General features: G+C 58.1%; 23 protein-coding genes and 1 pseudogene. 2 read left to right on the top strand and 22 right to left on the bottom strand.

The genetic code is table 11. From position 1 onward, the window contains the following. The first annotated feature begins 175 nt into the window (after positions 1-175). Entirely contained in the window at positions 176-403 is a 228-nt protein-coding gene (locus Q0C48_RS00765; protein ID WP_291520664.1) for a hypothetical protein, read from the top strand. 64 nt (positions 404-467) lie between these two features. Continuing rightward, complete coding sequence (locus Q0C48_RS00760) at positions 468-2678, top strand: FAD-dependent oxidoreductase (protein WP_291520662.1); 2211 nt, start codon at positions 468-470, stop codon at positions 2676-2678. A gap of 143 nt (positions 2679-2821) precedes the next feature. Here the strand turns inward: Q0C48_RS00760 and pstA are convergent, their stop codons facing one another. The 22 genes and pseudogenes from pstA to Q0C48_RS00650 all read right to left on the bottom strand — a co-directional run. After that, positions 2822-3649, bottom strand: a complete 828-nt coding sequence (pstA, locus tag Q0C48_RS00755; protein WP_291520660.1) for a phosphate ABC transporter permease PstA — start codon at positions 3647-3649, stop codon at positions 2822-2824. A gap of 80 nt (positions 3650-3729) precedes the next feature. Further along, the gene (pstC, locus tag Q0C48_RS00750; protein WP_291520658.1) at positions 3730-4686 is read right to left on the bottom strand and encodes a phosphate ABC transporter permease subunit PstC; all 957 of its coding nucleotides are present in this window, start codon (positions 4684-4686) and stop codon (positions 3730-3732) included. A gap of 123 nt (positions 4687-4809) precedes the next feature. Then, the gene (pstS, locus tag Q0C48_RS00745; protein ID WP_291520656.1) at positions 4810-5898 is read right to left on the bottom strand and encodes a phosphate ABC transporter substrate-binding protein PstS; all 1089 of its coding nucleotides are present in this window, start codon (positions 5896-5898) and stop codon (positions 4810-4812) included. Between the two features lie 264 nt (positions 5899-6162). Then, positions 6163-6534: a DsrE family protein gene (locus tag Q0C48_RS00740; protein ID WP_291508360.1), complete on the bottom strand. Its 372-nt coding sequence runs from the start codon at positions 6532-6534 to the stop codon at positions 6163-6165. Between the two features lie 77 nt (positions 6535-6611). After that, a complete protein-coding gene (locus tag Q0C48_RS00735; RefSeq protein WP_291520654.1) occupies positions 6612-7103 on the bottom strand; it encodes a histidine phosphatase family protein in 492 nt (163 codons plus the stop codon). Beyond that, positions 7075-7491 (bottom strand): hypothetical protein, encoded by a 417-nt coding sequence (locus Q0C48_RS00730; protein ID WP_291520652.1) that lies wholly within the window; start codon positions 7489-7491, stop codon positions 7075-7077. The genes Q0C48_RS00735 and Q0C48_RS00730 overlap by 29 nt, the downstream gene beginning before the upstream one ends. Continuing rightward, on the bottom strand, positions 7492-8838 hold the full coding sequence (gene der, locus Q0C48_RS00725; protein ID WP_291520650.1) for a ribosome biogenesis GTPase Der: 1347 nt from the start codon (positions 8836-8838) through the stop codon (positions 7492-7494). 10 nt (positions 8839-8848) lie between these two features. Next, on the bottom strand, positions 8849-10036 hold the full coding sequence (gene bamB, locus Q0C48_RS00720) for an outer membrane protein assembly factor BamB (RefSeq protein WP_291520648.1): 1188 nt from the start codon (positions 10034-10036) through the stop codon (positions 8849-8851). Next, on the bottom strand, positions 10033-10644 hold the full coding sequence (locus Q0C48_RS00715; protein WP_291520646.1) for a tetratricopeptide repeat protein: 612 nt from the start codon (positions 10642-10644) through the stop codon (positions 10033-10035). The genes bamB and Q0C48_RS00715 overlap by 4 nt, the downstream gene beginning before the upstream one ends. Continuing rightward, entirely contained in the window at positions 10641-11960 is a 1320-nt protein-coding gene (gene hisS / locus Q0C48_RS00710; protein ID WP_291520644.1) for a histidine--tRNA ligase, read from the bottom strand. Before hisS ends, Q0C48_RS00715 begins: the two co-directional genes overlap by 4 nt. 32 nt (positions 11961-11992) lie before the next feature. Next, positions 11993-13093 (bottom strand): flavodoxin-dependent (E)-4-hydroxy-3-methylbut-2-enyl-diphosphate synthase, encoded by a 1101-nt coding sequence (gene ispG, locus Q0C48_RS00705; RefSeq protein WP_291520643.1) that lies wholly within the window; start codon positions 13091-13093, stop codon positions 11993-11995. After that, on the bottom strand, positions 13083-14051 hold the full coding sequence (locus tag Q0C48_RS00700; RefSeq protein ID WP_291520642.1) for a RodZ domain-containing protein: 969 nt from the start codon (positions 14049-14051) through the stop codon (positions 13083-13085). The genes ispG and Q0C48_RS00700 overlap by 11 nt, the downstream gene beginning before the upstream one ends. Positions 14052-14063: 12 nt before the next feature. Beyond that, positions 14064-14909: a tetratricopeptide repeat protein gene (locus Q0C48_RS00695; protein WP_291520641.1), complete on the bottom strand. Its 846-nt coding sequence runs from the start codon at positions 14907-14909 to the stop codon at positions 14064-14066. After that, on the bottom strand, positions 14906-15997 hold the full coding sequence (rlmN, locus tag Q0C48_RS00690) for a 23S rRNA (adenine(2503)-C(2))-methyltransferase RlmN (RefSeq protein ID WP_291520640.1): 1092 nt from the start codon (positions 15995-15997) through the stop codon (positions 14906-14908). The genes Q0C48_RS00695 and rlmN overlap by 4 nt, the downstream gene beginning before the upstream one ends. After that, complete coding sequence (gene ndk / locus Q0C48_RS00685; protein ID WP_291520666.1) at positions 15998-16423, bottom strand: nucleoside-diphosphate kinase; 426 nt, start codon at positions 16421-16423, stop codon at positions 15998-16000. Between the two features lie 87 nt (positions 16424-16510). Continuing rightward, entirely contained in the window at positions 16511-17443 is a 933-nt protein-coding gene (gene miaA / locus Q0C48_RS00680; RefSeq protein WP_291520639.1) for a tRNA (adenosine(37)-N6)-dimethylallyltransferase MiaA, read from the bottom strand. Next, entirely contained in the window at positions 17440-19230 is a 1791-nt protein-coding gene (gene mutL, locus Q0C48_RS00675) for a DNA mismatch repair endonuclease MutL (RefSeq protein WP_291520638.1), read from the bottom strand. Before mutL ends, miaA begins: the two co-directional genes overlap by 4 nt. Continuing rightward, on the bottom strand, positions 19220-19705 hold the full coding sequence (tsaE, locus tag Q0C48_RS00670; RefSeq protein ID WP_291520637.1) for a tRNA (adenosine(37)-N6)-threonylcarbamoyltransferase complex ATPase subunit type 1 TsaE: 486 nt from the start codon (positions 19703-19705) through the stop codon (positions 19220-19222). The genes mutL and tsaE overlap by 11 nt, the downstream gene beginning before the upstream one ends. A gap of 12 nt (positions 19706-19717) precedes the next feature. Continuing rightward, positions 19718-20173: a CBS domain-containing protein gene (locus Q0C48_RS00665; RefSeq protein WP_291520636.1), complete on the bottom strand. Its 456-nt coding sequence runs from the start codon at positions 20171-20173 to the stop codon at positions 19718-19720. After that, the gene (gene bioA / locus Q0C48_RS00660; RefSeq protein WP_291520635.1) at positions 20173-21522 is read right to left on the bottom strand and encodes an adenosylmethionine--8-amino-7-oxononanoate transaminase; all 1350 of its coding nucleotides are present in this window, start codon (positions 21520-21522) and stop codon (positions 20173-20175) included. The genes Q0C48_RS00665 and bioA overlap by 1 nt, the downstream gene beginning before the upstream one ends. Continuing rightward, entirely contained in the window at positions 21509-22360 is an 852-nt protein-coding gene (locus Q0C48_RS00655; protein ID WP_291520634.1) for an NAD(P)H-hydrate dehydratase, read from the bottom strand. The genes bioA and Q0C48_RS00655 overlap by 14 nt, the downstream gene beginning before the upstream one ends. Positions 22361-22362: 2 nt before the next feature. Further along, positions 22363-23003 (bottom strand): annotated as a pseudogene (locus Q0C48_RS00650) (ammonium transporter); the annotation flags it as partial.

Raw genomic sequence — 23003 nt, 5'->3', positions numbered from 1 at the left:
AAAATCCTGGGCGAAAATGGGCGGCAGTCGTGAGCTAAGTCCGACAGGCTGCTAGCGTTACTAAAGTTTGCCGTTATACATGGCCAATTCGCTCTGGCACAACGATTGACTCAAAGGTAGAGCATGGTCACAGTCTGTGCGATGCTGTCAGCAAGCCTGAACTGAAGAGGTACCCATGCTATTGACAACTTACGGGGCCACGATTGTAACGCTGATGATGCTGTTTTACGCCTTCGAATCGCGCTCGCACTGGTTCACGCTGGCTTTTGCGGTGGCCTGCCTGGGGTCTGCGGTATATGGATTCCTTGCGGGTACCTGGCCCTTTGGGATCGTCGAGAGTATCTGGTCGCTGGTGGCGTTGCGCAAATGGCAGGGAGTTCGTGTCCGGATTCCACTTCAATGAAAGCTCATGAGCGTCGCTCACCGCTCTCTGCTTCCCCTCGCCCATTTCAGCAAGGTTTCGTGACGTGTCGCTGAACACCAGCAGCGATCGGCTCCGGACGGCAGCCGGTGGCATCCGGTGGTTGCTGGTACCGATGGGAAGCATCGGCACTGTTTACCATGTGGTGCAGCGATCGGTTGGACCCATGGCGGATCTCCTGATCCGGTTATGGCTGGCGAAGGTCTTCTTTGTGTCTGGTGTGTTAAAGATTTTCGATCTGAGCGTCGCGCCCTATCTGTCTAATGTTGCCTATCCTGTGCCTTGGGTAGAGCCGCTAAGTCCCACCTACCTGGGCGCAGCGATACAGATGGTCATCCCGGTATTACTCGCGCTGGGGTTGGCAACACGGTGGGCAGCATTGTACATGCTCATTCTCGTGCTGGTGGTCCAGTTCAACTACCTCGCTATCGATATCAACCTGTACTCCGCTGTGCTGTTTGGGTGGTTCGTGATATGTGGCGCGGGGCCTTTGTCGCTGGATCATCTTCTCGCGCGCGGATTAGGGGATACCGCGCTGCCTTTCGCCACTATTCTGACCCGCCTGGCAGACGCCATCACACGGTATCTCAAGCCATACTATCAATTATTGATACGTCTGTGGCTTGGTTTGGCACTACTGGCGGCAAGCACGGGAGTTTCAATACCGACCGGTCTGGTACAACTACTGCCAGAAAAATCGCTGGCTCATTTTGCACCAACGCCTGCGATAGCGCTGGTGTGTGCGGTGCTCGTCGCTTTCGGCTTTGTTGCCCGCCCCGCCGCGCTGGTGCTTATCATGAGCGTTATCGGTATGCATATAACCGGCTCGGATGGTCCGGCGGATGTATATTTCGTGATGACGCTCGCACTCATTGGCTTGTATGGACCCGGCAATCTGTCGCTCGACAAATGGATCCTGGGTGTCCTTCCACAGATCAACGGCATGCAGATATTCCCGCTGGAGGGCGCGCCGCGCGTGGTGATCGTGGGCGCAGGCTTCGGCGGGCTGGCTTGCGCGGCGAAGTTGGCGAAAACACCGCTGCAGGTGACCTTGATCGATCGTCATAACTACCACTTATTCCAGCCGCTATTGTACCAGGTCGCCACAGCATCACTGTCCCCTGCCGATATCGCCGCTACGGTGCGCGGCCTGTTTTGCGATCACCTCAACGTGCAGGTGCTGCTGGGTCAAGTGACCGGGATCGATACGGCGCAGCAGGAGGTGTTAATCGGCAAACGACGTATGCCATACGATTACCTGGTGCTCGCCACGGGCGCATCCCACAGCTATTTCGGGCGGGACGAGTGGGAACCTTATGCGCCAGGATTAAAGACCATTGATGATGCGGTGGAAATACGGCGACAGATTCTCTCCGCTTTCGAGCGGGCGGAATCTGCCGAAGATCCCTCCGAGCGGCGGGGTTTGCTCACCTTCGTGATTGTGGGAGGCGGTCCGACGGGGGTCGAGTTGGCAGGCGATATTGCCGAACTGGTGCGCCACGGCATGGAGAAGGAGTTCCACCATTTCGATCCGGCCAGCGCACGCGTGGTTCTGATCCAATCGGCTCCGCGCATATTGCCGACCTTCCCCGAGACATTATCAGAAAAAGCGAAGCGGTCACTCGAACAGTTGGGCGTCGAGGTCATGCTGAAGAGCAAGGTGGAACATATTGATCAAGAGGGGGTACTCATCAACGGCAAGCGCCTGGCATCTCACACCGTGCTGTGGGCGGCGGGGGTCGTGGCATCGCCGGCGGCGCGATGGCTCAATGCTTCAGCCGATCGTAGCGGACGGGTGAAAGTCGAACCGGACCTCTCGGTAACGGGCCTACCGAACGTGTTTGTTATCGGGGATACGGCGCTTGTCAATGCCTGGAAAGGAAAACCTGTGCCCGGCCTGGCACCGGCGGCGAAGCAGGGCGGAGCCTATGTAGCCAGAGCAATTCGCCGGAAACTGCAGGGACGGCCTGCGCAACCACCATTTGCGTACCGTCATATGGGCAGCCTTGCCACCATCGGCAGGAAAGCAGCCGTGGCAAGCTTCAACGGCGTAAACATGAGCGGGGCACCCGCCTGGTGGCTATGGGGTGTGATCCATGTGGCGCTCCTGGTGGGTTTGCGCAATCGAATCTCGGTGATGTTCAACTGGTTTTGGGCCTATCTCACTTTCAAACGGGGGACACGCCTGATCACGGGGGACGAGTTGCCCCTGGAAGACGGTATAAATACTACCGTAAGGACCTTCGACCAATCCTAAAGGATCGCGGCGCCCTGGTCGCGTTACTGGAAGTCGATTCCGAAGCCGTGGGGCTACGCCGCCTGTATCAGGTATCAGAGCTCCTGCTCCGCCACCATCCGGTCATCAAGCGGGGTCCCTTTTACACCTATCGACGACCTCTTTCATCGATAGGCGCCCATACGGCGCTGTCCGCGCACCAGTAACCAGCGACCGATCAGTATCAGGATTAATACGCCTGCGGTAATCAGGAATGCCGCCGCAAATGCGAGCATATGGGATTCCGCAAAAGGTTCGTTGATGAAGGTCCAGATGACGTAAGTCAGATAGCCGATAGGTTCTTTAGTAAAATGACCATTCCACATATAATTAGACCAACCTGCTGTATATAACAGAGGGGCAGTCTCCCCCATGGACAGGGCAACTGCGTAGAAAAGTCCCGTCATAATCGCCGGTGCTGCGCCAGGCAACAGAATACGCAGTACGACGCGTCCCTCCCCTGCACCCAGCCCATAACCGGCTTCGCGCACCGCCAGAGGAATATTGGCCATTGCCAGCTCCGTGGAGCGGGCAATGTAGGGTAGCAGCATGACGGTCAAGGTGATGATACCCGCCGCCACAGAGAACTGCCAACCCAGATAAATGACCATGGTGATATAGCCGACATATCCCAGGACGATGGACGGTATGCCAACCAGCACGTCCGATAGAAAGCGCAGCATTTTTCCGGCACCGCCATGACCATGCTCACTCAGGTATATGCCGGAGGCAATGCCGATCGGTGCCGCCAGGAGCAACGCCCCGACAGACATGACCATGGTTCCTTCGATAGCATTTTTGAGACCACCGCCAATACCATTCGTAATATCTGTCAGCAATTTTGGGGTCAGCGCCGGCCAGGCGTGAATGAGCACGTCTCCGATAATGGAAATAAACATCGCTGCGACAAAAAGAAATGAAAAGAGGACGAACATCCAGGCGAATGCCGTCATCACGCGCCGTGATAAAGACACTTTGAAGCCTTTCGTACTTGCTCTGACGCTGACACTGCGCTCGATCGCCCTGACTGCCATCAGCGCACCCTCGCCATCCATAACAACAAACGCGCCGCAATATTCACCGCCACTGTAATGAGTAGCAGCACGAGAGCAATTTCAGAAAGGGCCTCCACGGCCATATTCGTCGGATCCTGCAGCGCGCTATCCAGTTGCGAGGCAATAAATGCAGCCATTGTGGAGATCGGCGCGTAGATGTTATTGGGCAGATAATTCAGGGCGTTGCCACTGACCATGAGGACAGCCATAGTTTCTCCCAGGGCCCGGCCCAAGGCGAGAATACCCACACCGATCAACACCGTCTTCAGTTTAGGCAGGGTGATATGCCAGAAAACCTCCAGGCGATTTAAGCCCAGGCTCAGGCCCGCTTCTTTCAACTCGGGCTCGGTCATCCGGATGGATTCGCGCAGGGTGGCAGAAATCAATGGAATGATCATCACCGCCAGCACAAAAGCGGAAGTCAGCAACCCATAGCCACTACCCGGATCACCATTCAGGAAAGGAATAAAAGAAAACGTATTAGCCAGGAAGGGGAAAATTGTCTGGCCAAAAAGTGGTACGAGCAGCGCGTACCCCCACAACCCATAAACAACGCTGGGAATAGCGGCCAACAAATCCACGAAAAGAGATAAAGGGCCTGCCCAGGATTTGCGCACGCCTTCACTGAGGAAGTATGCCGCACCAATGGCAACAGGCATCGCCATCACCATGGCCAGCGCCGAACTAACAATAGTGCCGACGACCAGAAACCAGATACCGTATTTGGCTCCCGGCATAATCTGCACACCATGTACCGTGACCGGGTTACCATAAAGATTCCCCAAATTCCAGTCATTGGTCCACAAAAAATGAAATTGATTAAAGTGAATAGCTGGCCAAGAATAAATCGCCAAAAATACAATCAGTGCAATTAATGAAAGTGGTAAAAAGCTAGCCGTAGCAATCAACCCTACCCTGAATACAGGAATTTTCATCCCACAAATCTCCCGGCACTTAGAGTATCTGAATAGTCTGCATCAATAATCATAAAAATATACAGAGGGGTCCTGCATTGGATATGGAAGAGCCGGGGACCAGCCCCGGCTCCGGCACAACCTTTACTTAATTTCTGCGATCTGCTTGCGGGAAAGCTTCGCAGCACTATCAGGTAGCGGCACAAAGTTCACCGCGGTGATGAAGTGTGGCGCATTACCACCCTTCGGATCAATAGCCCAGTTCAGAAACTTACGCATGGCCGCAGCCACTTCAGCATTAGGCTGCGCCTTGCTGACGATCGCATATTCGTAGTTGATGATGGGGTAAGAATTGGCGCCTGGCGCATAGACCAGACTGATCCGCTCGTCGGCCGGGGTCTTGTTGACCATTTCACCCGCCGCGGCCTTGGCATTCGCCACAGTCGGCAGCACGAACTTGCCGGCGCGGTTCTCCAGCATGGCCATCCCCAGATGGGCGTCTTCCACCGGTTTCTTCCAACTGATGCCGATATAGGCGATGCCATAGGGCGTCGTCTTCAGGGCCTGAACCATGCCGGGGTTACCTTCCGCACCGATGCCACCAGGAACTGCCGGCCAGCTTACCGTCGTGCTGTAACCCACGCTATTGCTCCATTCTGGCGTGGTGTCGGACAGATAGGTAGTGAAAATGAAGGTATCGCCGGAACCATCGGTACGATGCACCGGAATAATCTTGTGGTTGGGCAGCTTCATGCCGGGATTCAGCTTGGCAATGGCCGCGTCATCCCAGTTGGTGATCTTGCCGGAGTAGATGCCCGCGAGCACCGGACCGGACAGCTTCAGATGCACGTTGTTCAGACCGGGAACATTGTAATTGATCATCTGAATGGAGATGGCCAGCGGGATGTTCAGGATATTGGGATGCTGCTTGATCTGCGCATCGCTCATGTAGGCGTCAGAAGCACCGATCTGGGCCACGCCAGAGATCGCCTCAGCGATACCGGTACCGCTACCCGTGCCCTGGGTGGTGATCTGAACGCCGGGGTTCATCTTGGTGTATACAGGAACCCACAGATTGAAGAGCGGGTACAGCAGAGTGGAGCCGGTTTCCAGCAACGAGATGGTCGGAGCCGCCGAAGCGGGCAGGGCATACAGGGCAGAAAGGCCCAGCGCGGATAGGATTACAGCGCCTTTGACACTACGCGATACGTCTTTCTTCAAGCGATACAGCATATAAGGCCTCCAAAGATGGCAAATACGTTGATTTACGGCTTACCCATTGAACATTCCGCATCCAGATAGCACAAAAAGCTATTGCGAGCGAAACTCGAAGAGCAATCTAACACAGCAATATGACACTTTAATGAATCATTTATGACACTTTTATGACAATTAAGATACCAGCGTCGTAATATTGCTCTCGGCATGCGATGGATATAAGCAAAGCCCGTCAACAGAACGGGCTCCAAGGTGCTTAAACGTACCGATTGATCCCGGTTACCAAGTCAGAATCCGTCCGGCGGCGGCCAGAGACGGTAAAGCAGCGCTCGGATTCATCATGGGAATGGGCTTGGCCAGGTCATCTTTGGTCATGCCATTGAGTTCCAGGGATTGCAGGCAACCGATGATCTGCACACCGTTGTCCTCAGCCAATTTCATGAAGTCAGCGACACTCTTGCCACCGGCCATGGGAAATATGGTCTCGGCCTTGCCCTTAGCCAGCAATTCCGTGGCTGGACCAGTGAAATACATCACCACTTTTTGCTCCGCTGCGGCAGCCGTGGCAGCGAGAAAAAAGGCGGAAGGCAGACGCTTGGGATTCTCCGGACCGGTAATAAGGATAATAACGAGATCAGCTGCTTCGGACATTTTATACCTCCTGACGAACGGTGAACAAGGCGGGCGCAAGAAGCCATTGCCCGTAACTCTGCACATTATAGCGCAGGTCACCCCTGATGCCGAATTTGTCCCAGACGTGCCAAGGCCACGGGCTGTGCATACCAGAGTAATTGTCCGCCCGTACCAGAACGATCCAAGGCGATCGCTATGACGCTGACTTTTTTAACCGGGAGAGATATACCCATCAACTGTGCGCCCCAGATCCCGAGATGCGGTTGATGGCCCACCACAATCAGGGTACCGGGCTGCGGGGAAAGGCTTTGCCAGTCATGGCGAAGTTGACCGAGATCGCCTGCTGGTATGGCGTCGTGATAACTTGACACTTCCACCCCCAAAGCCGTCGCAAGATATGCCGCCGTTTCTCTGGTCCGCACCAGAGGGCTACTCCACAATGCGACCTGGTTACGGACGCAGAGCGCTAGCCCATCGGCCATTTCTGCCGCACTCACATGACCGTGCGCAGTCAACTGACGTTCAAAATCAGATCCACCATTACCCGCATCTTCCGCCTCAGCGTGGCGGACGAGCAACAGGTCCACGACGAACCACCTCCTGACCAAACCATAACCGCGTGATGGCAGCGGGTAAAACACGGGCAAGAATGGCGACCCCAGCGATGCCGATGAGTGCCGTCATCCATTCGTCCACTCGCACCTTCGTGCCAGGCCCAGCCCCGATAAAGATTTCCAGGCCCGAGAGTATCGCACCCAGGAAGATGGTCACCGGCCGCCAGCCATAGGGCGTCAGGGCCGGAAAGAAGCGGGCAATGGCACCCAGCGTTAGGGCGGCCCAGAGCGCGTACTCGCCGGCCCGCACCCAGATCATCTGCGGATTAACGGGTATATAACGATTACTTACCAATATCGCCATATAAATGCACACGGCCACCACTGCCCAGCGCCACCAGCCGGAGATGCGTTCCGTCATTCAGTGTTTCCCTTTTTTCGGCTGCGGATCGTAGGGATTTTCTCCCTGCCGGAAGACCAGACGCAAGGGTACGGCTTCCAAATGCAGCGCCCGCCGAAAGGCACTCTCCAAATAACGCTTGTAAGTACCGGGCAGACGCGTCAGTTGGTTACCGTGAAACACCAGGGTGATAGGGTTTTCTCCCCCCTGATGACAATAACGCAGTTTGATGCGGCGCCCGCCGACCATGGGTGGCTGATGGGTCTCGATCACATCGGCCAGCGCGCGATTCAGCTCGCCTGTGGAAAAATGACGGCGAGAATCAATCCATAGCTGATCAATACTCTTATAGAGATCACCCACACCCGTGCCATGGAGAGCGGAAATAGTGTAGATCGGCGCGTATTTAATAAAGTCCAGCCGTCTTTCCAGTTCTTGCTTTACCGCCTTGCGCTGCTCGGGATTCATCCCATCCCACTTGTTGACCACCACCACAATGGGCCGCCCCAGTTCGACCGCCACACCTACCAGGTGGGCGTCCTGCTCGGCGATACCCAGACGCGCGTCGAGCACCAGCAGCACCACATCCGCTTCACGCAGAGCACTCAGGGTCTTCAACACGCTGAGCTTTTCGAGCCCCTCGCCCACCCTGGCGCGGCGCCGCATACCCGCGGTATCAATCATGACGTAGGGCTTACCCTGGCGCTCATATGGAATGCGGATGCTATCCCGGGTGGTTCCAGGCTCATCAAAAACGAGGACACGCTTTTCACCCAGCATCGCGTTGACCAGCGTCGACTTACCCACGTTGGGCCGACCGAGCATGGCAATACGCGGCCCCTTCCCCGCCGCCTCGGCGGCTTCTGCTTCTGGTGTAGGCAAGTCGGAAAAAATTGCCTCCAGCAGCGGTTCAACGCCGTGACCATGAGCCGCAGAGATGGTGTAGGGCATGCCCAGACCAAGACGATGAAATTCAGGCAGCTCGCTCACAGCGCCTTTCGCATCCATCTTATTGACAACCAGATAGATGGGCTTACCACTGCGGCGCAGCTCTTCGGCGATTTCTGCATCCTGGGCCGAGAGACCTTCTTTAGCATCTACCAGAAAGCAAACGGCATCGGCCTCAGTGATAGCGAGGCGAGTCTGTGCGGCCATGGCCGCTACCAGGCCTTCCCGTTCTTCCGGCTCAAAACCGCCGGTATCCACCACCAGATACTGGCGCCCTTCAAATTGCGCGGTACCATAATGGCGATCCCGGGTGAGCCCCGGGAAATCCGCCACCAAAGCCTCGCGGGTGCGCGTCAGGCGATTAAAAAAAGTGGATTTACCCACATTGGGGCGCCCCACCAGGGCGATAACTGCAGTCATGAATTGGGCCTTAGCGCTTTGCCAGCTTGATTCGATACAAGGTGCCCGCATCACTGAGGGCAAGAATCTGGCCATTTCCCAGACAGACGGGCGTACTCTGAATACCGCTGTCGGACAGCCGCGTCTGGCCGATCCGGTGCCCCGTCAGAGGATCAATGACATAGAGATATCCCGCATTATCGGTCGCCAGCAAGTCACTGCCACACCGACCAAAACCGGTCATGTAGTGCCCGCTCAAGTGGTCATTGCGCCAAAGCACATTGCCGGAGCTGGGGTCTACAGAGGATATCCGCCCATCGGCATCCGCGACAAAAAGATGACCATCGTCCAGCACGGGAGTCTGGTAGACGGACATCGGCACACTCCAGTTCTGGGTACCGCCCTGCAACGCATAAGCGGCCAGATTCCCCTGATAGGCGGCAGCAATGACCTGATCCTTCGAGATCACCGGGCTTGCGGCCACATCTACCATACGTGCCAATTCATTGCTGCCATGCGCCAAGGCGACCTGCGCCCGCCAGAGCTCTGCACCAGATGACAAGCTGAGCGCCACCACCGTTCCGTCAGCAAAACCGGCATACACCACCCCGTCATGCACCGTAGGCGTAGCCACGGCGCGCAGGATGAGGGACGGTTCATTCACGGAGAACGTCCATTGCACCTTGCCATCTTTAGGGTCGAGTGCCCAAAGATGACCATCTACCGTCTGTACCAAAAGATGTCCATCCACAGCGACCACCGGTGTGAGCACTTCAGAACTCATCTGCACAGCCCAAAGCTTGTGTCCGTCTTTAGCGGTAAACGCATAGACCTTTCCCGCGTCGGTACCCGCATAAACCACACCATCCGCCAGCGTCGGACCACGCGCTGTTCTGCCATCCAGGCTGCGCATCCACATCTGGTGGCCGCTATCCGTCATACTGACCAGATGACCAGAAGCGTCGGCAACTACGATCTGCCCTTTGCCATGCGCAATCAGCGTTCCCTGATACGGATTGACTTGCCAAATGCCATATAGGCGGGACTGCCATTCCGTAGAGAAAGATACCTTATCCTGCCCTTTGGCGAGGGGTGGGGGTGCCTTGGGGGCTGGAGTGGAATGGAACCAGGACATGATGCCACAGCCGTTCAGCAGGATCGCCAAGGAACCCAACACCATCAGACGCCAGGAGGACGAGAGGGAAATTCGCAAGGTCATGGCGCCACTCCGATATTAGCCATCTTCATCTGCAGGTAGCTGCGGTAAGGATCAGCGGCTGGAAGCGCCGCAATAGCCGACTGATAAGCCTGCATAGCTTTACCGTCCTGATGGAGCGCCACATAGGCGTCCCCCTGGATTTCATCCTGCAGGATGGCGAAGGCCACATCCGGCGCCTTCAGTAAACCCAGTGCCTTTTGTGCCTGCTTCTGCTCCAGATAGAGACGGGCCAGACTGAGCCTCGCCATACCCTTCAGGCCCCTTGGAGCGCTTTCGGTTTGGATGATTATATTCAGCTCCCTTTCCGCCGCAGGGATCTGGTCGCTTTCGCTATCCATACGCGCCAGAAAAAAGTGGGCGAAAGTGGCGTAGGGCGTACGCCCATATTGATGCACCAGGGTATCCGCACTGGCGCGCGCCGTACTGGTCTGCCCGGCGACGAGGGTATCTACCAGTTCATTATAAAGTACGGCAGCACGCTGCACTTGATGGCGCTGGTATTTTTCGTAGCCAAAAAAACCCATTGCCGCAAGCAGTATAATAATAGTGCCCGCGATGAGGGAGATGCGATGGCGATAAAGGAATTCGGAGAGTTCTGGACCGGTCACGATGGGGTTCTGGCTGTGGCAAAATTGCGTACAGTATGGGGGGCAGACTGCGGGAAATCAACGCCAAGGCAGTGCAGACCCTCGTGCAAGGCGTCAAGATTACCCTGCCAGCGGCCCTCCCCTGCCTGTTCCTTAAGGATCAGCGCCTCGCCAGCGAGTTGTCCCGCGCCGATAATGGCCTGGAATCTGGCGCGGGAACGTTCTGCCTGCTTCATGATGCTCTTGAAGTTGGCGGGGCCACCAGTCACGACGGAGATGCCCCCATCACGCAACTTCTCGGCAATTTGCCAGGTGCGCGCTACCGCAGCATTCTCCAAAGCACCGAGGAAAAGCAGGGGGATCGGCGCTTCCACTGCCCTCCCCTGCAACGCCTGTAAAGCGAGTAATCTTTCGAGCCCTACTGCAAACCCGATCGCCGGCGTCTCAGCGCCACCCAACTGTGCGACCAAGCCGTCATAACGACCACCGGCCAGTACCGTGCCTTGCGCGCCAAGTGCATCCGTCACCCATTCGAAGACCGTGCGGTTGTAGTAGTCCAGGCCACGGACGAGGCTATGATTGACCTGGTAAGGGATATCGAGCGCCGTCAGCAGCGATTGCAACATGGCAAAATGTGCTGCAGAGTCTTCGTCCAAATGGTCCGCCAGATGCGGGGCCGTGTGTGCAATGTCCTGGCAAGTGGGTACTTTGCAGTCCAGCACGCGGAGCGGGTTGCGCTCCAAACGCTCCTGACAGTCGGCACAGAGTACCGCACTTCTCGGGCGCAGATAGTCCAGAAGCAAGGCTCTGTAGTTGGCACGCGCAGCCGGGCTTCCCAGAGAATTGACCTGCAACGAAGCGGTAACGCCAGCCGTCCGCAAAATCCGCGCCGAGAGGGCGATAACCTCCGCATCGGTACTCGCCGCCGACAGCCCGAAGACCTCCACGCCCAGTTGGTAAAACTGCCGGTAGCGGCCCTTTTGCGGGCGCTCATGACGAAACATCGGCCCCATATAATAATAACGCGGGGTCTGGCCGCGCATGCTCTGGGCCTGGATTGCAGCACGCACACACCCCGCCGTCCCCTCCGGTCGCAGGGTGAGACTGTCACCGTTTCGATCGGCAAAGGTATACATCTCTTTCTGAACGATATCGGTGGCGTCGCCAATGGCGCGGGCAAACAGTTCGGTCGATTCTAGAAGAGGCAGACGCACCTCACCATAGTCGTAGAGCGCCAGCAGCGTCCGCAGATCGCTTTCCAGCGCCTGCCAACCCGCGCTCTCTTCCGGGAAAATATCATTCATACCACGTACCGCCTGCAGCACTTTACCCGCCATGACTGCTCCCGGTTTGCGGCGCAGGAAGAGGCTCAGGCCTCATGCCGCGCTGCCTGCCGCTCGGCGATTTCCGCGCGAATGCGCTTTTCCAGCACGTCGACAATGTCGTTGTTCTCCACACGGTCGACCTGTTTACCGCGATAGTAGAGAATGCTGCGTTTATCACCACCCGCCAGACCGATATCGGCCTCCTTCGCCTCGCCGATGCCGTTCACCACGCAGCCGATCACCGAAACGTCCATGGGTTCGAGAATGTCTTCCAGACGCGCTTCCAGGGCATTGATGGTGGTGATTACGTCAAACTCCTGACGGGAACAGGACGGGCAGGCGATCAGATTGATGCCTTTCTGACGCAGGTGCAGGCTTTTCAGGATATCGAAGCCGACGCGAATCTCCTCGACAGGATCCGCCGCGAGGGAAATCCGGATCGTATCGCCGATACCATCCCGCAGGAGCAGACCCAGTCCAATGGCGGATTTGACGGTGCCGGAGCGCAGGCCCCCTGCTTCGGTAATACCCAAATGCAGCGGGTAATCCACCCTTTCCGAGAGCAGCCGGTAAGCGCTTACGGCGAGAAAAACATCGGAGGCCTTGACGCTGATCTTCACGTCGTGAAAATTCAACTCGTCGAGAATACTGACGTGGCGCAAGGCGGACTCCACCAGTGCTTCTGGCGTCGGCTCCCCGTACTTCTCCTGGATATCCTTTTCCAGCGACCCGGCGTTGACACCGATACGGATGGGGATGCCCTTGTCCCTAGCCATTTCCACCACCAGCCGCGTTTTATCCAGAGAGCCAATATTTCCGGGGTTGATGCGCAGACCATCGACACCATCTGCCATCACCTGCAAAGCTATGCGATGATCGAAATGGATGTCGGCGACCAGAGGGGTTTCCACCTGTGCGCGGATCGCTTTGAAGGCTTCGGCGGCGTCCATGCTGGGTACGGACACCCGGACGATATCGGCACCGACTGCCTCCAGGCGCCGGATTTGCGCGACCGTGGCCGCAACATCGCGGGTCTCCGTATTGGTCATGCTTTGCACGCTGATCGGTGCATCGCCGCCGATCGCTACCTTGCCAACGTGAATTTGCCGGGTCTTACGACGCCGAATGGGAGATTCATGGTGCATGGGAAGCCTCGCTGGAAACGGCTGCGGTGCCGGATACCGCAACAGGTGATGAAACCACACTGGCTACCGGCCGTGCGGGGGATGGTGTCAGACTGTGGGTAGCGGCCATAACATGGGCACTACTGAAAGCTGGCGCGGTGCCGACGTGCAACCTGGCCACACCCAGAGCGTTGGCTGGCAGTGGCACCGCCTTATCGTTATAGCTGATGGCAACAGCGCTGGCCTTTCCTACCAGAACGTGATAGGGCGGAGTTCCGGAATCGACGCGTAAGACATCGCCACGACGTCCGAGGACAGCCAGCAGGGTTTTCCCGGAAGCGTCTTTGACCTGCACCCAACAGGCCGCGCTGAACTGAAACGCCAGCCCATGATTCATCGCTACCGCTACAGATTGGGTTGCTGCGACCGGCGTAGCGGACTGGCTGAGCGCCACCGCCGGGGTCTGCGTCACGGTACTCGGCGCCAGGGCGACAGGTGATGCGCTGGGCGCGACTGTCACCATCGGCGCAGGAGCGGCCGGTTGCTTCTCCACCGTCGGCGGAGCTTTCGCGGCGGGCAAGCTCTGTGCCTGCTGCTGACTCCAAAACCACCAGGCTGCCACAATAATGGCTACCACAATCAATACGGAAAAAAACAACATGCGTCGACTATAATCCAGCAGCGGGCCTTCACTACCGGGCAGCACGTTTTCCGATGGATGCAGCCCTGAACCTTCATTGGAGGCATCATATGTCTTCAGCAGAGGTTCCGGATTCAGGTCCAGCAGACGCGCATAATTCTTCAGAAAACCGCGTGCGAAAGCCGCGCCGGGCAGTGCGGCGTAGTCACCTTCTTCCAAACCTTTTACCTGTGCCTCAGTGATATGCAATCGCTCGGCAACTTGGCGAAGACTCCAGCCACGAGCCTCCCGCGCTGCCCGTAAGTCCTGAGAAGTCCCATTTTCTGTCGTCGGATCCATGGCTTCGCCGCCTCAACCGTTTTGCAGCAATAATTGCTGCGCCCGTTTACCCGCCGCAGAATAGGGCGAAGCAGTCACGCAACGCTGCCAAAGAGACTGCGCCTGCGTTGTTCGCCCCTGTTGGGCGGCGATCTGCCCCGCCAGCAAGAGTGCATTGGCGTTATCGGATTCTTGCGCCAGGACCACCTGCAAGTGAGCGAAGGCTGCATCTGCATTACCGTCCTTAAAATCCAGCTCGGCGAGCATTTGCAGAGCAGGCGGATAGTTGGGTACCAGATAAAGTGCCCGGTTCAGGGCATCGCGTGCCGCCGACAAGTCCTTGAGCCCTGCGTAGGCCTGTGCGAGGTTGGTCCAGGCAAACTGCGGCGTGCTGTACAGAGGATCGGCCGTGGCCCGTTTCAACTCGACGAGTGCTTCCGCATAGCTACCGGAGTTGACGAGAAAAGCACCATAATTATTGAGGTACTCGGGATTTTTTGCATCTATAGAGAGCGCCTTACGAAAGGCAGCACGTGCCAATGCATTCTGCTGCAACTGTGCATACGCCAGCCCCATGACATTATATGCGTCAGCGTAACTGCTGTTATCGGCGATCGCCAACTGCAATTCCCGGATCGCCTGCCGGGGATGACCATCCTGCAAATAAGCCGCACCAAGAGAGCTGTAGATGCTTGCCTTGGCCTTATCGGTGTTGGCAGGTGCTGGCTTAAAGCCTGAAGAGGAGGCATTGGCCTTATGCTCATGAGCAATATACGCGGCCATTTGCTGGTCAGGCGTCAGCCCCGCCCCTTTACCGCCAAAGAGCCCGCACCCGCTCAGCAGGAGCGCGCCAACGCCCAATCCCAAAAGCCTTCTCATGAATGCAGCGCCAAGGGGACACTGCGCCGGCCATCGCGCACCTGCCCGGCCAACTGGCCGCAGGCGGCAGCGATGTCATCGCCACGCGGCCGGCGCGTAACCGTCATCACGTCACCCAGCAGGATAATGTCGCGGAAAGCATCGATACGCGCTTGTGGCGATCGTTTAAAATCCGAACCGGGAAAGGGATTAAAGGGGATTAAATTTACCATAGCAGGGATGTCTCGCAGTAAGCGGAGAAGTTCCCGGGCATGGGTGTCGGCATCGTTGATACCATCCAGCATCACATATTCGAAGGTGATGCGGCGTCGGGGCAGCAAGGGATAGCGGCGGCAGGCAGCGAGCAACTCCGCCAGCGGGTAGTGGCGGTTTACTGGCACGAGAATATCGCGGATATCGTCGCGGCTGGCATGCAAACTGATCGCGAGATTGACCGGGCTTTCCGTACCCAGCCGATCCATGCCGGGCACCACACCTGCCGTGCTGACGGTAATGCGCCGCGCGCCAAAGCCGTAGGCATAATCGTCGCGCAACAAATCCAGCGCCGGCAATACCTGGCGCAAATTGAGCAGCGGTTCGCCCATACCCATGAAGACGATATTGGTGATCGCGTCTAAGCCCAAAAAACGGCGCGCCACCCGCACCTGCGCGATGATTTCATGGGTTTCGAGGTTGCGACTGAGCCCCTGGGCGCCGGTAGCACAAAAACTGCAGGCCAGAGAACAGCCCACCTGCGAGGAGATGCACAGCGTGCCACGATCTTCTTCAGGAATAAAAACAGTTTCTATGGCATTGCCATCGAGCAGCCCGAGCAGCCATTTACGCGTGCGGTCTGCCGCCAGTTGGTCAGCAATAATTTCCGGCTCGTTGATGCAGGTTTCTGCGGCGAGGCGAGCGCGAAGGGCTTTACTGATGTTGGTCATGGCTGCGAAATCCGTCACCTGACGGGTATGTAGCCATTGCAAAATCTGGTTGGCACGAAAGGGGGATTCTCCCCAGGAGCGTAACAATTCAGCGAGGGACTGGCGATCCAGTCCCAGCAGATGTGGCCTTTCGGCCTTGGTAACTACAGAAGAATCGCCCATCATTCAGCGCGAAAAAATCTCCCGTTGACCAAAAAAGTAACTGATTTCCCATGCTGCGGTCTCAGCACTGTCGGAACCATGTACAGCATTGGCATCAATGCTGTCGGCAAAGTCTGCACGAATCGTCCCTGCAGCGGCATCTTTGGGGTTGGTGGCGCCCATCAGATCACGGTTTTTGGCGATGGCACCCTCCCCTTCCAGCACCGTAACCACTACCGGACCACTGCTCATGAAGTCGCACAGTTCGCCGTAAAACGGTCGGGCCTGGTGCACCGCATAAAACCCACCCGCGTCATCGCGGCTGAGGTGCAACATCTTGGCGGCTGCGACGCGCAGCCCCGCCTTCTCGAAGCGACCAAGAATGGCACCGATGGCATTTTTCTGAACGGCGTCGGGTTTGATGATGGAAAGAGTGCGCTCAACGGCCATAAGATCCTCAATGGGGGTAGAAGTCAGAGTGGCCATAGGCTAGCATTCTGCGTATTCGCTGGCAATCCGGTGCGCTGGCGTTGGGTGTCAGGAGTGCGCAGTATCCTGCGGCCCGGGTCGGATGACCATCTGCAATAGTAGGGATGGTGCGTCGTCGCTGGATGGATCGAGATAATAATGCGCTGATTCCCTCTTAAACCACGTATCCTGGCGCTTGGCCAGTTGGCGGGTCGCCGCCAGTGCCGCCTGGTAAGCCTCTGCCGCACTGCAAAGGCCGTCATGCCAGGCGAAGTATTGGCGGTAACCCACGGCGCGCATGGCGGGTAACTCCGGCGCGTAGCGACGCGCGCGCAGGTCGGCAATTTCGTCCAGAAATCCCTCGTTCAGCATGACGTTAAAACGCTGCGTGATACGCTGATGTAACCAGCTTCTTGGCGGACGCAGGATGATTTTGCAGAGCGGGCCGGGGAATGTGCCCTGCCAATGGCGCAACCCGCTGATCGCCTGCCCCGAACCGAGAATGATTTCCAAGGCGCGTTGAATGCGTTGCCGGTCATGGGGGGCGATACCCGCAGCGGTTTCCGGATCCAGGGTCGCGAGGCGCTGGTGTAGTGCGGGCCATCCCGCCGTCTCTGCTGCCGCCATCAGACTCTGGCGCAAGGCGGGATCGGCGGGGGGTAACGCATCAATACCGCGCTCCAGCGCGCGAAAATACAGGCCCGTGCCGCCGACCAGCAGAGGGATGCGACCGCGTTCCCGCGCCAGCGCAATGCAGCGCATGGCATCTTCCCGAAACAGGCCCGCCGAATAAGGCTCGTCGGGCTCCCGGATATCGACCAAGGCGTGTGGGTATTGCTGGCGCAGGGCCGTGCGGGGTTTGGCGCTGCCAATATTAAAATGGCGGTACACCAGCAAAGAGTCGACGCTGATAATGTCTACGGGCAACGCATCAGCAAGCCTTAAGGCCAGCTCAGTCTTGCCGCTGGCGGTCGGACCCATCAGAAAAATGGCGGGAATCATCGCCCGCGGAGAAAGAGCCGGTCGAGATCGGCCAAGGAAAAATGCACTACCGTCGGTCGACCGTGATTGCACTGCCCGAAACGCGGGGTGGCTTCTAGTTGGCGCAGCAGGCTGTTCATCTCTTCGAGGCTGAGGCGACGGCTCGTCTTAATGGCGGCACGACAGGCCATGTCGGCGAGGACAGCGTCACCGTCTCCCTCGGCCCAGGCGGGCTCTTCCGCAAGAATATCGGCGACAATCTGCCCATAGGTGGCGGCGGCGACGGCTTTGGGGGCCGCATGAATGGCCAGGGTGCCGGGTCCCGCGACGCTGATTTCCAGCCCGGCGGCTTGCAACTCGGCCTGTCGTTCGTCGAAGCGCGTTATTTGCGCCGCTGTTACGTGCACATATTCCGGAATAATAAATGCCTGTTTATCATTTTGTTGCGACGCGCTCTTCATCTTCTCGTAGAGGATGCGCTCATGGGCTGCGTGCTGGTCGACAAGAATCATACCCTCACTATTCTGGGCGAGGATGAAACGTGCGTGGATTTGCCCTACGGCCTGCCCGAGGGGGTAGTTCGGGGCCAGATCCTCGGACCCGGCAACCCGCACCTCTGCGGTAGGCACAGGGGACGTTGCAGTAGCCACCAGACGTTCCCAGTAGGCGCCTGCCCCATCCCGCACGGCGCTCAGCGGCCGCTGTGTCGGGTAGGTGGCGGGCGCCGGACTTTGTGCAGGTGCCGACGCTCTGGACAAAGGCTGTACCGGTATAGTGACGTGCAGATGCTCACCACCCTGCCCTGCAATGACCCACCGAAGCGTGTGGAAGAGAAAATCGTGTATCTCGCGGCTGTCGCGAAAGCGTACCTCCGCCTTGGCGGGATGTACGTTGACGTCTACCCGCTCTGGCGGCAAAGCCAGATAGAGCACATAAAGCGGGTGGCGGTCCTGAAACAGCACGTCATTATAGGCAGCACGCAGGGCATGGTTAATCACTGGATCACGAACCGGGCGCCCATTGACGAAAAAGTACTGCTCGTCACCACGGGCGCGGTTGTAGGTGGGCAGGCCCAGCCAGCCGCTGAGAGACAAGCCCTGATCTTCCTGTTCGATATACAGGGCGTTGGCGAGAAAACCTTCCCCCAATATGGTGGCCACTCGCGCTGCCCGACTTTCTGCATCCGTAGCCGCAGGAAATTGCACAAGAGAACGACCATTCTGGGTGAGCTGAAAAGCCACCGGGAAATTGGCCAAAGCGATCTGGCGCAGCACCTTTTGATTGCGCGACAACTCGGCGGCCGGACTGCGCAGAAACTTACGCCGTGCTGGCACGTTAAAAAAGAGATCAGCCACACGCACCGTGGTTCCTGGTGCCCTCGCTGCGGGCTCCGGGGCGGCAGTCATGCCCCCCGTTACCTGCAGCCGTGCCGCCTGATTCTGGCTGCGCGCCCGCGAGAGGAGTTCCAGGCGCGAGACGGAAGCAATCGCTGGCAAGGCCTCACCGCGGAAACCCATGGTCTGGATCGCCTGCAGATCCTCCCAGGTGGCCACTTTGCTGGTCGCATGGCGCTCCAAAGCCAGAGCCAGGTCTTCTGGAAGGATGCCAATGCCGTCATCTTCTACGCTGAGCAGATCTATCCCGCCGCCTTTCAGATGAATGGTAATCCGCGTCGCGCCAGCATCCAGACTGTTTTCCAGAAGCTCTTTTAGGATCGAGGCAGGACGTTCCACCACCTCGCCAGCCGCAATCTGGTTAGCGAGGGTACTATCCAGACGATGAACGCGGGGCACATGTTCATTCCCCATGGCAGATTTTCCGGGTGGATGCGGGCGTTAAGAAAGAGGCCCAGTCCTGAACATGGGGCTGATGCCCCTGCCACTCCAGACGGTGACTGGCGTTGTCCAGAATACGGAGGGTGAGTGACAAATCGGCAGGGGGCAGGAAACCCGCACCCCGCTCCGGCCACTCCACCAGCCACAGGGCCGGTTCTGTCAGATAATCGCGGATACCGATAAATTCCAGCTCTTCCGGCTCTTGCAGACGATACAAATCAAGATGCAGAGCGGGTCCGATGCGGGTCGGATACTGTTCCATCAGGGTATAGGTCGGGCTTTTAATGTTCTGGGTAACGCCCAGCGCCTTTAAGATAGCCTGGGCCAAAGTGGTTTTACCGACCCCCAGATCACCCTCAAGATAAATAACCGCAGGGATATGAATGCGCAGGGCAAACTGTCGCCCCCAGTCCCGGCAGGCTTCAGCATCTGCGAAATCCCAGTGCATCAGATCCCCAGTTCAGGGCTTCAGCAGATGCTGGAGAATGTCCGAACGGCTAACGATACCCAAGAGCTGGCCCTGGCTGTCGACCACTGGCACCGCATGCACGTCTTTCCGCAAGAGTTTCTCGGCGACCGCGTCCGTATCCTCATCGGGGGCTGCGGTAATGACGTGGGAGCTAGCCAACTGACTGGCGGTCACCGCCGTGACTTTGCGCAGTTCTTCCTCGTATTCATGCATACCGCCCAGAGGAATCAGACCATCAAGAATAGTGAGCATGGTCGGCAGATGCACCTTGCGGTGGGCGTCAATCAGATCCCGTTCACCGATCATCCCGACCAGATGACCATCACCATTTACCACCGGCAGGCTATGATGCCTGGAACTGAGGAGCACATCCCCCACTGTATCTACCGGGTCGTCGGCCAGCACCGTAACGACCTCGCGGGTCATAATGTCTTGGGCCGTTTTCATCAGGATCGTCCTTCCGCCATGGCGTCATATAATACATTGAGGATAGTGTCTATTTCTGCTGCTGTCACCGACAGCGGCGGGACTATAGTGAGGAGATCGCCGAGAGGGCGGCTGTAAACGCCCATTTCCCGTGCCCGCCGGCACACCGCGTATTCGACGCGATCTCCGTAGGGATAAGGTGCATTCGTCCTGGGGTCGCGCAAGGCAATGGCGGCCATCAAACCGAACTGGCGGACCTCTCCTGCCCACGACTGGCCGTGAAAACGCTGCAGCCCGGCTTGTAACTGGGCAATTTTCCCAGGCAAAGCAGCCAGCACACCGCCTTCCGCAAAGAGGGCCAGGTTCTCCAATGCTACCGCACAGGCCAGAGGATTGGCGGTGTAGGTGTGCCCATAGTAAAACTGCCGGGCTTCCCCGAATGGCGCAAGGAAGGCGGCATAAACGTGTTCTGCGGCGAGGGTCGCGGCCACCGGCAAGTAACCACCGCTCAGCCCCTTACCCAAGGCCAGCAAGTCTGGTTCGACAGACTCCCACTCACAGGAAAAAAGCTTGCCGCTGCGGCCAAAGCCGGTCGCGACCTCATCAATGATCAGCAAGACCCCATAGGCCCGGCACAGACGTTGCGCACCCGCCAGAATGCCGGGAGGGAAAGGCAATATGCCTGCGGCACCCTGCACCCCGCCCTCCAGGATCAGGGCGGCAATCTCATGACCCTGGCTTTGCAGTATAGATTCCAGCGCCGCCAGCCATGCCGCTGTTGCCTGCTCCGGATCTCCCTCGCAGTCTTCCCACTGCAATACATAGGGGCTCGGCAAGCGCAAAGTCGGGAACAGGAGATGGCCGTACACCTCATGAAACAAGGGGAAACCGCCCACCGAAACAGCGCCCACAGTATCACCATGATAGGCATTGTCCAGAGTCAGGAAGAGGTGTTTTTCGGGGCGACCCAGATTGCACCAGTATTGAGCCGCCATTTTGATGGCAACCTCAACCGCTTCCGACCCATCCTCCGAAAAGAAACAGTGTTGCAGGGAGGCCGGAGTAATTTCCACCAGTGCCCTGGCGAGGCGAATAGCCGGGGGACTGCTCGCGCCCAGCGCCGTGCTGTGCGCGACTTTACCGACCTGCTCGACCAGAGCGGCGTCCAGTCGGGGATGGCGATGGCCGTGGATATTGCACCAAAGGCTGGCAATGGCGTCCAGACAGCAATGACCTTCCGTATCGTACACGTAATTGCCTTCGGCACGCTCAATGATCCACGGATCATCGTCCCCATAACACTGCATCTGGGTGAAGGGATGCCAGAAATAACGGCGATCCCATTCCCGCAATACTTCAGTTTCCGTCATGATTTTGCGTTAACTCCTGTAATGCGCGGGGCACTGCCGCCAGGATATCACTGGCCAGCAGGCTGGCCTCGCCCATCTGTGCGGCGGCGAGGTCGCCCGCGCGGGCATGCAGACACACGCCGAGGGACAAGGCCTTGTCTGCTTCCAAATCTTGGGCGAGCAGACCCGCGAGTATACCGGTGAGGACATCCCCGCTGCCGCCCGTCGCCATACCGGGATTGCCCAGAGGACAAAGCCAATGACCGCCACTACCCAGTAACAAACTATGGTGGCCCTTGAGCACCCAATGCCCGCCATAGCGGGCCTGCAATCGGCAGATGGCCGCGGCACGATCGGCCTGGACGGCGGTGGCCGTCACCCCTAACAGGCGCGCCGCCTCCCCGGGATGTGGGGTAAACAGACGAACCGCATCGGCGGCCAACAGTTCCGGACCAAAACGCGCCAGAATGTTCAGGGCATCGGCGTCCCAGACCTGGGGACAGGACAGCGTACCGATCTCCAGCAAAAGATCATGGGCGGCCAGACCCTGACCCAAGCCCGGGCCAACGGCCAGGACAGCTTGACCCGGCAAATCTCCGAAACTCGCAGGCCAGTCCCGCCAGGTAGCTTCTGGCAGATGTGCCGCCAGATAAGGGATGGCCGAGGGATGCCCGACGGCCGTCACCAGTCCGGCACCCACCCGATAGGCGGCGGCACAGGCCAGCGCCAGCGCCCCGCCCATGCCCGGCCCTCCGCCTACCGCGAAAACGTGCCCGAAGCTCCCTTTGTGCGCCTGCGGGCTGCGCGCCGGCAAGGCCGGGACTGTCCGCCAGTTTAGGGCAACAAAGGCTTCATTCATGGTCACGCCCTCTCAATATCCTCTTCAGGATACGCGCTGACATGGTGCAAGCTCAAATCCGCCCCCGCATACTCCGCCTCGGGATCAAGACGAATCCCGATAAAATACTTGATGCTGCCGTAGACAATGGCGCTGCCCGCCAGGGCGACCAGCACACCCAGCGAGGTGCCCAGCAACTGGGACCAGAAACTGACTCCACCGGCGCCGCCGAAGAACTGATGCCCAAAAATACCGACGGCCAATCCACCCCACACACCGCAAACACCATGGAGCGGCCATACGCCAAGCACGTCATCCAGACGCAGGCGATGCTGCACAAAAGTGAAGAGGTAGACAAAAATAATGCCTGCAATAGCGCCAATGGCCAAAGCCCCAATGGGTTGCACCACATCGGAACCGGCGCAGATCGCGACCAGACCCGCGAGAGCGCCATTGTGTACGAAGCCCGGATCGCCCCTCCCTACCGCCAGTGCCGCCAGCATGCCGCCCACCAGCGCCATAAGCGAATTGAGCGCTACCAGACCCTGCACGGCAGCGAGCTGCTGCGCACTCATCACGTTAAAGCCAAACCAGCCGATAATCAGAATCCAGGAACCCAGCGCCAGAAAGGGAATGTTGGACGGCGGCATGGCATGCACTGCAC

Origin of the sequence: Acidithiobacillus sp., assembly GCF_023255755.1 — a bacterium.
GTDB lineage: Bacteria > Pseudomonadota > Gammaproteobacteria > Acidithiobacillales > Acidithiobacillaceae > Acidithiobacillus.
The sequence above is the reverse complement of the archived record's forward strand: the minus strand, read 5'-3'. Positions and strand labels throughout refer to the sequence as shown.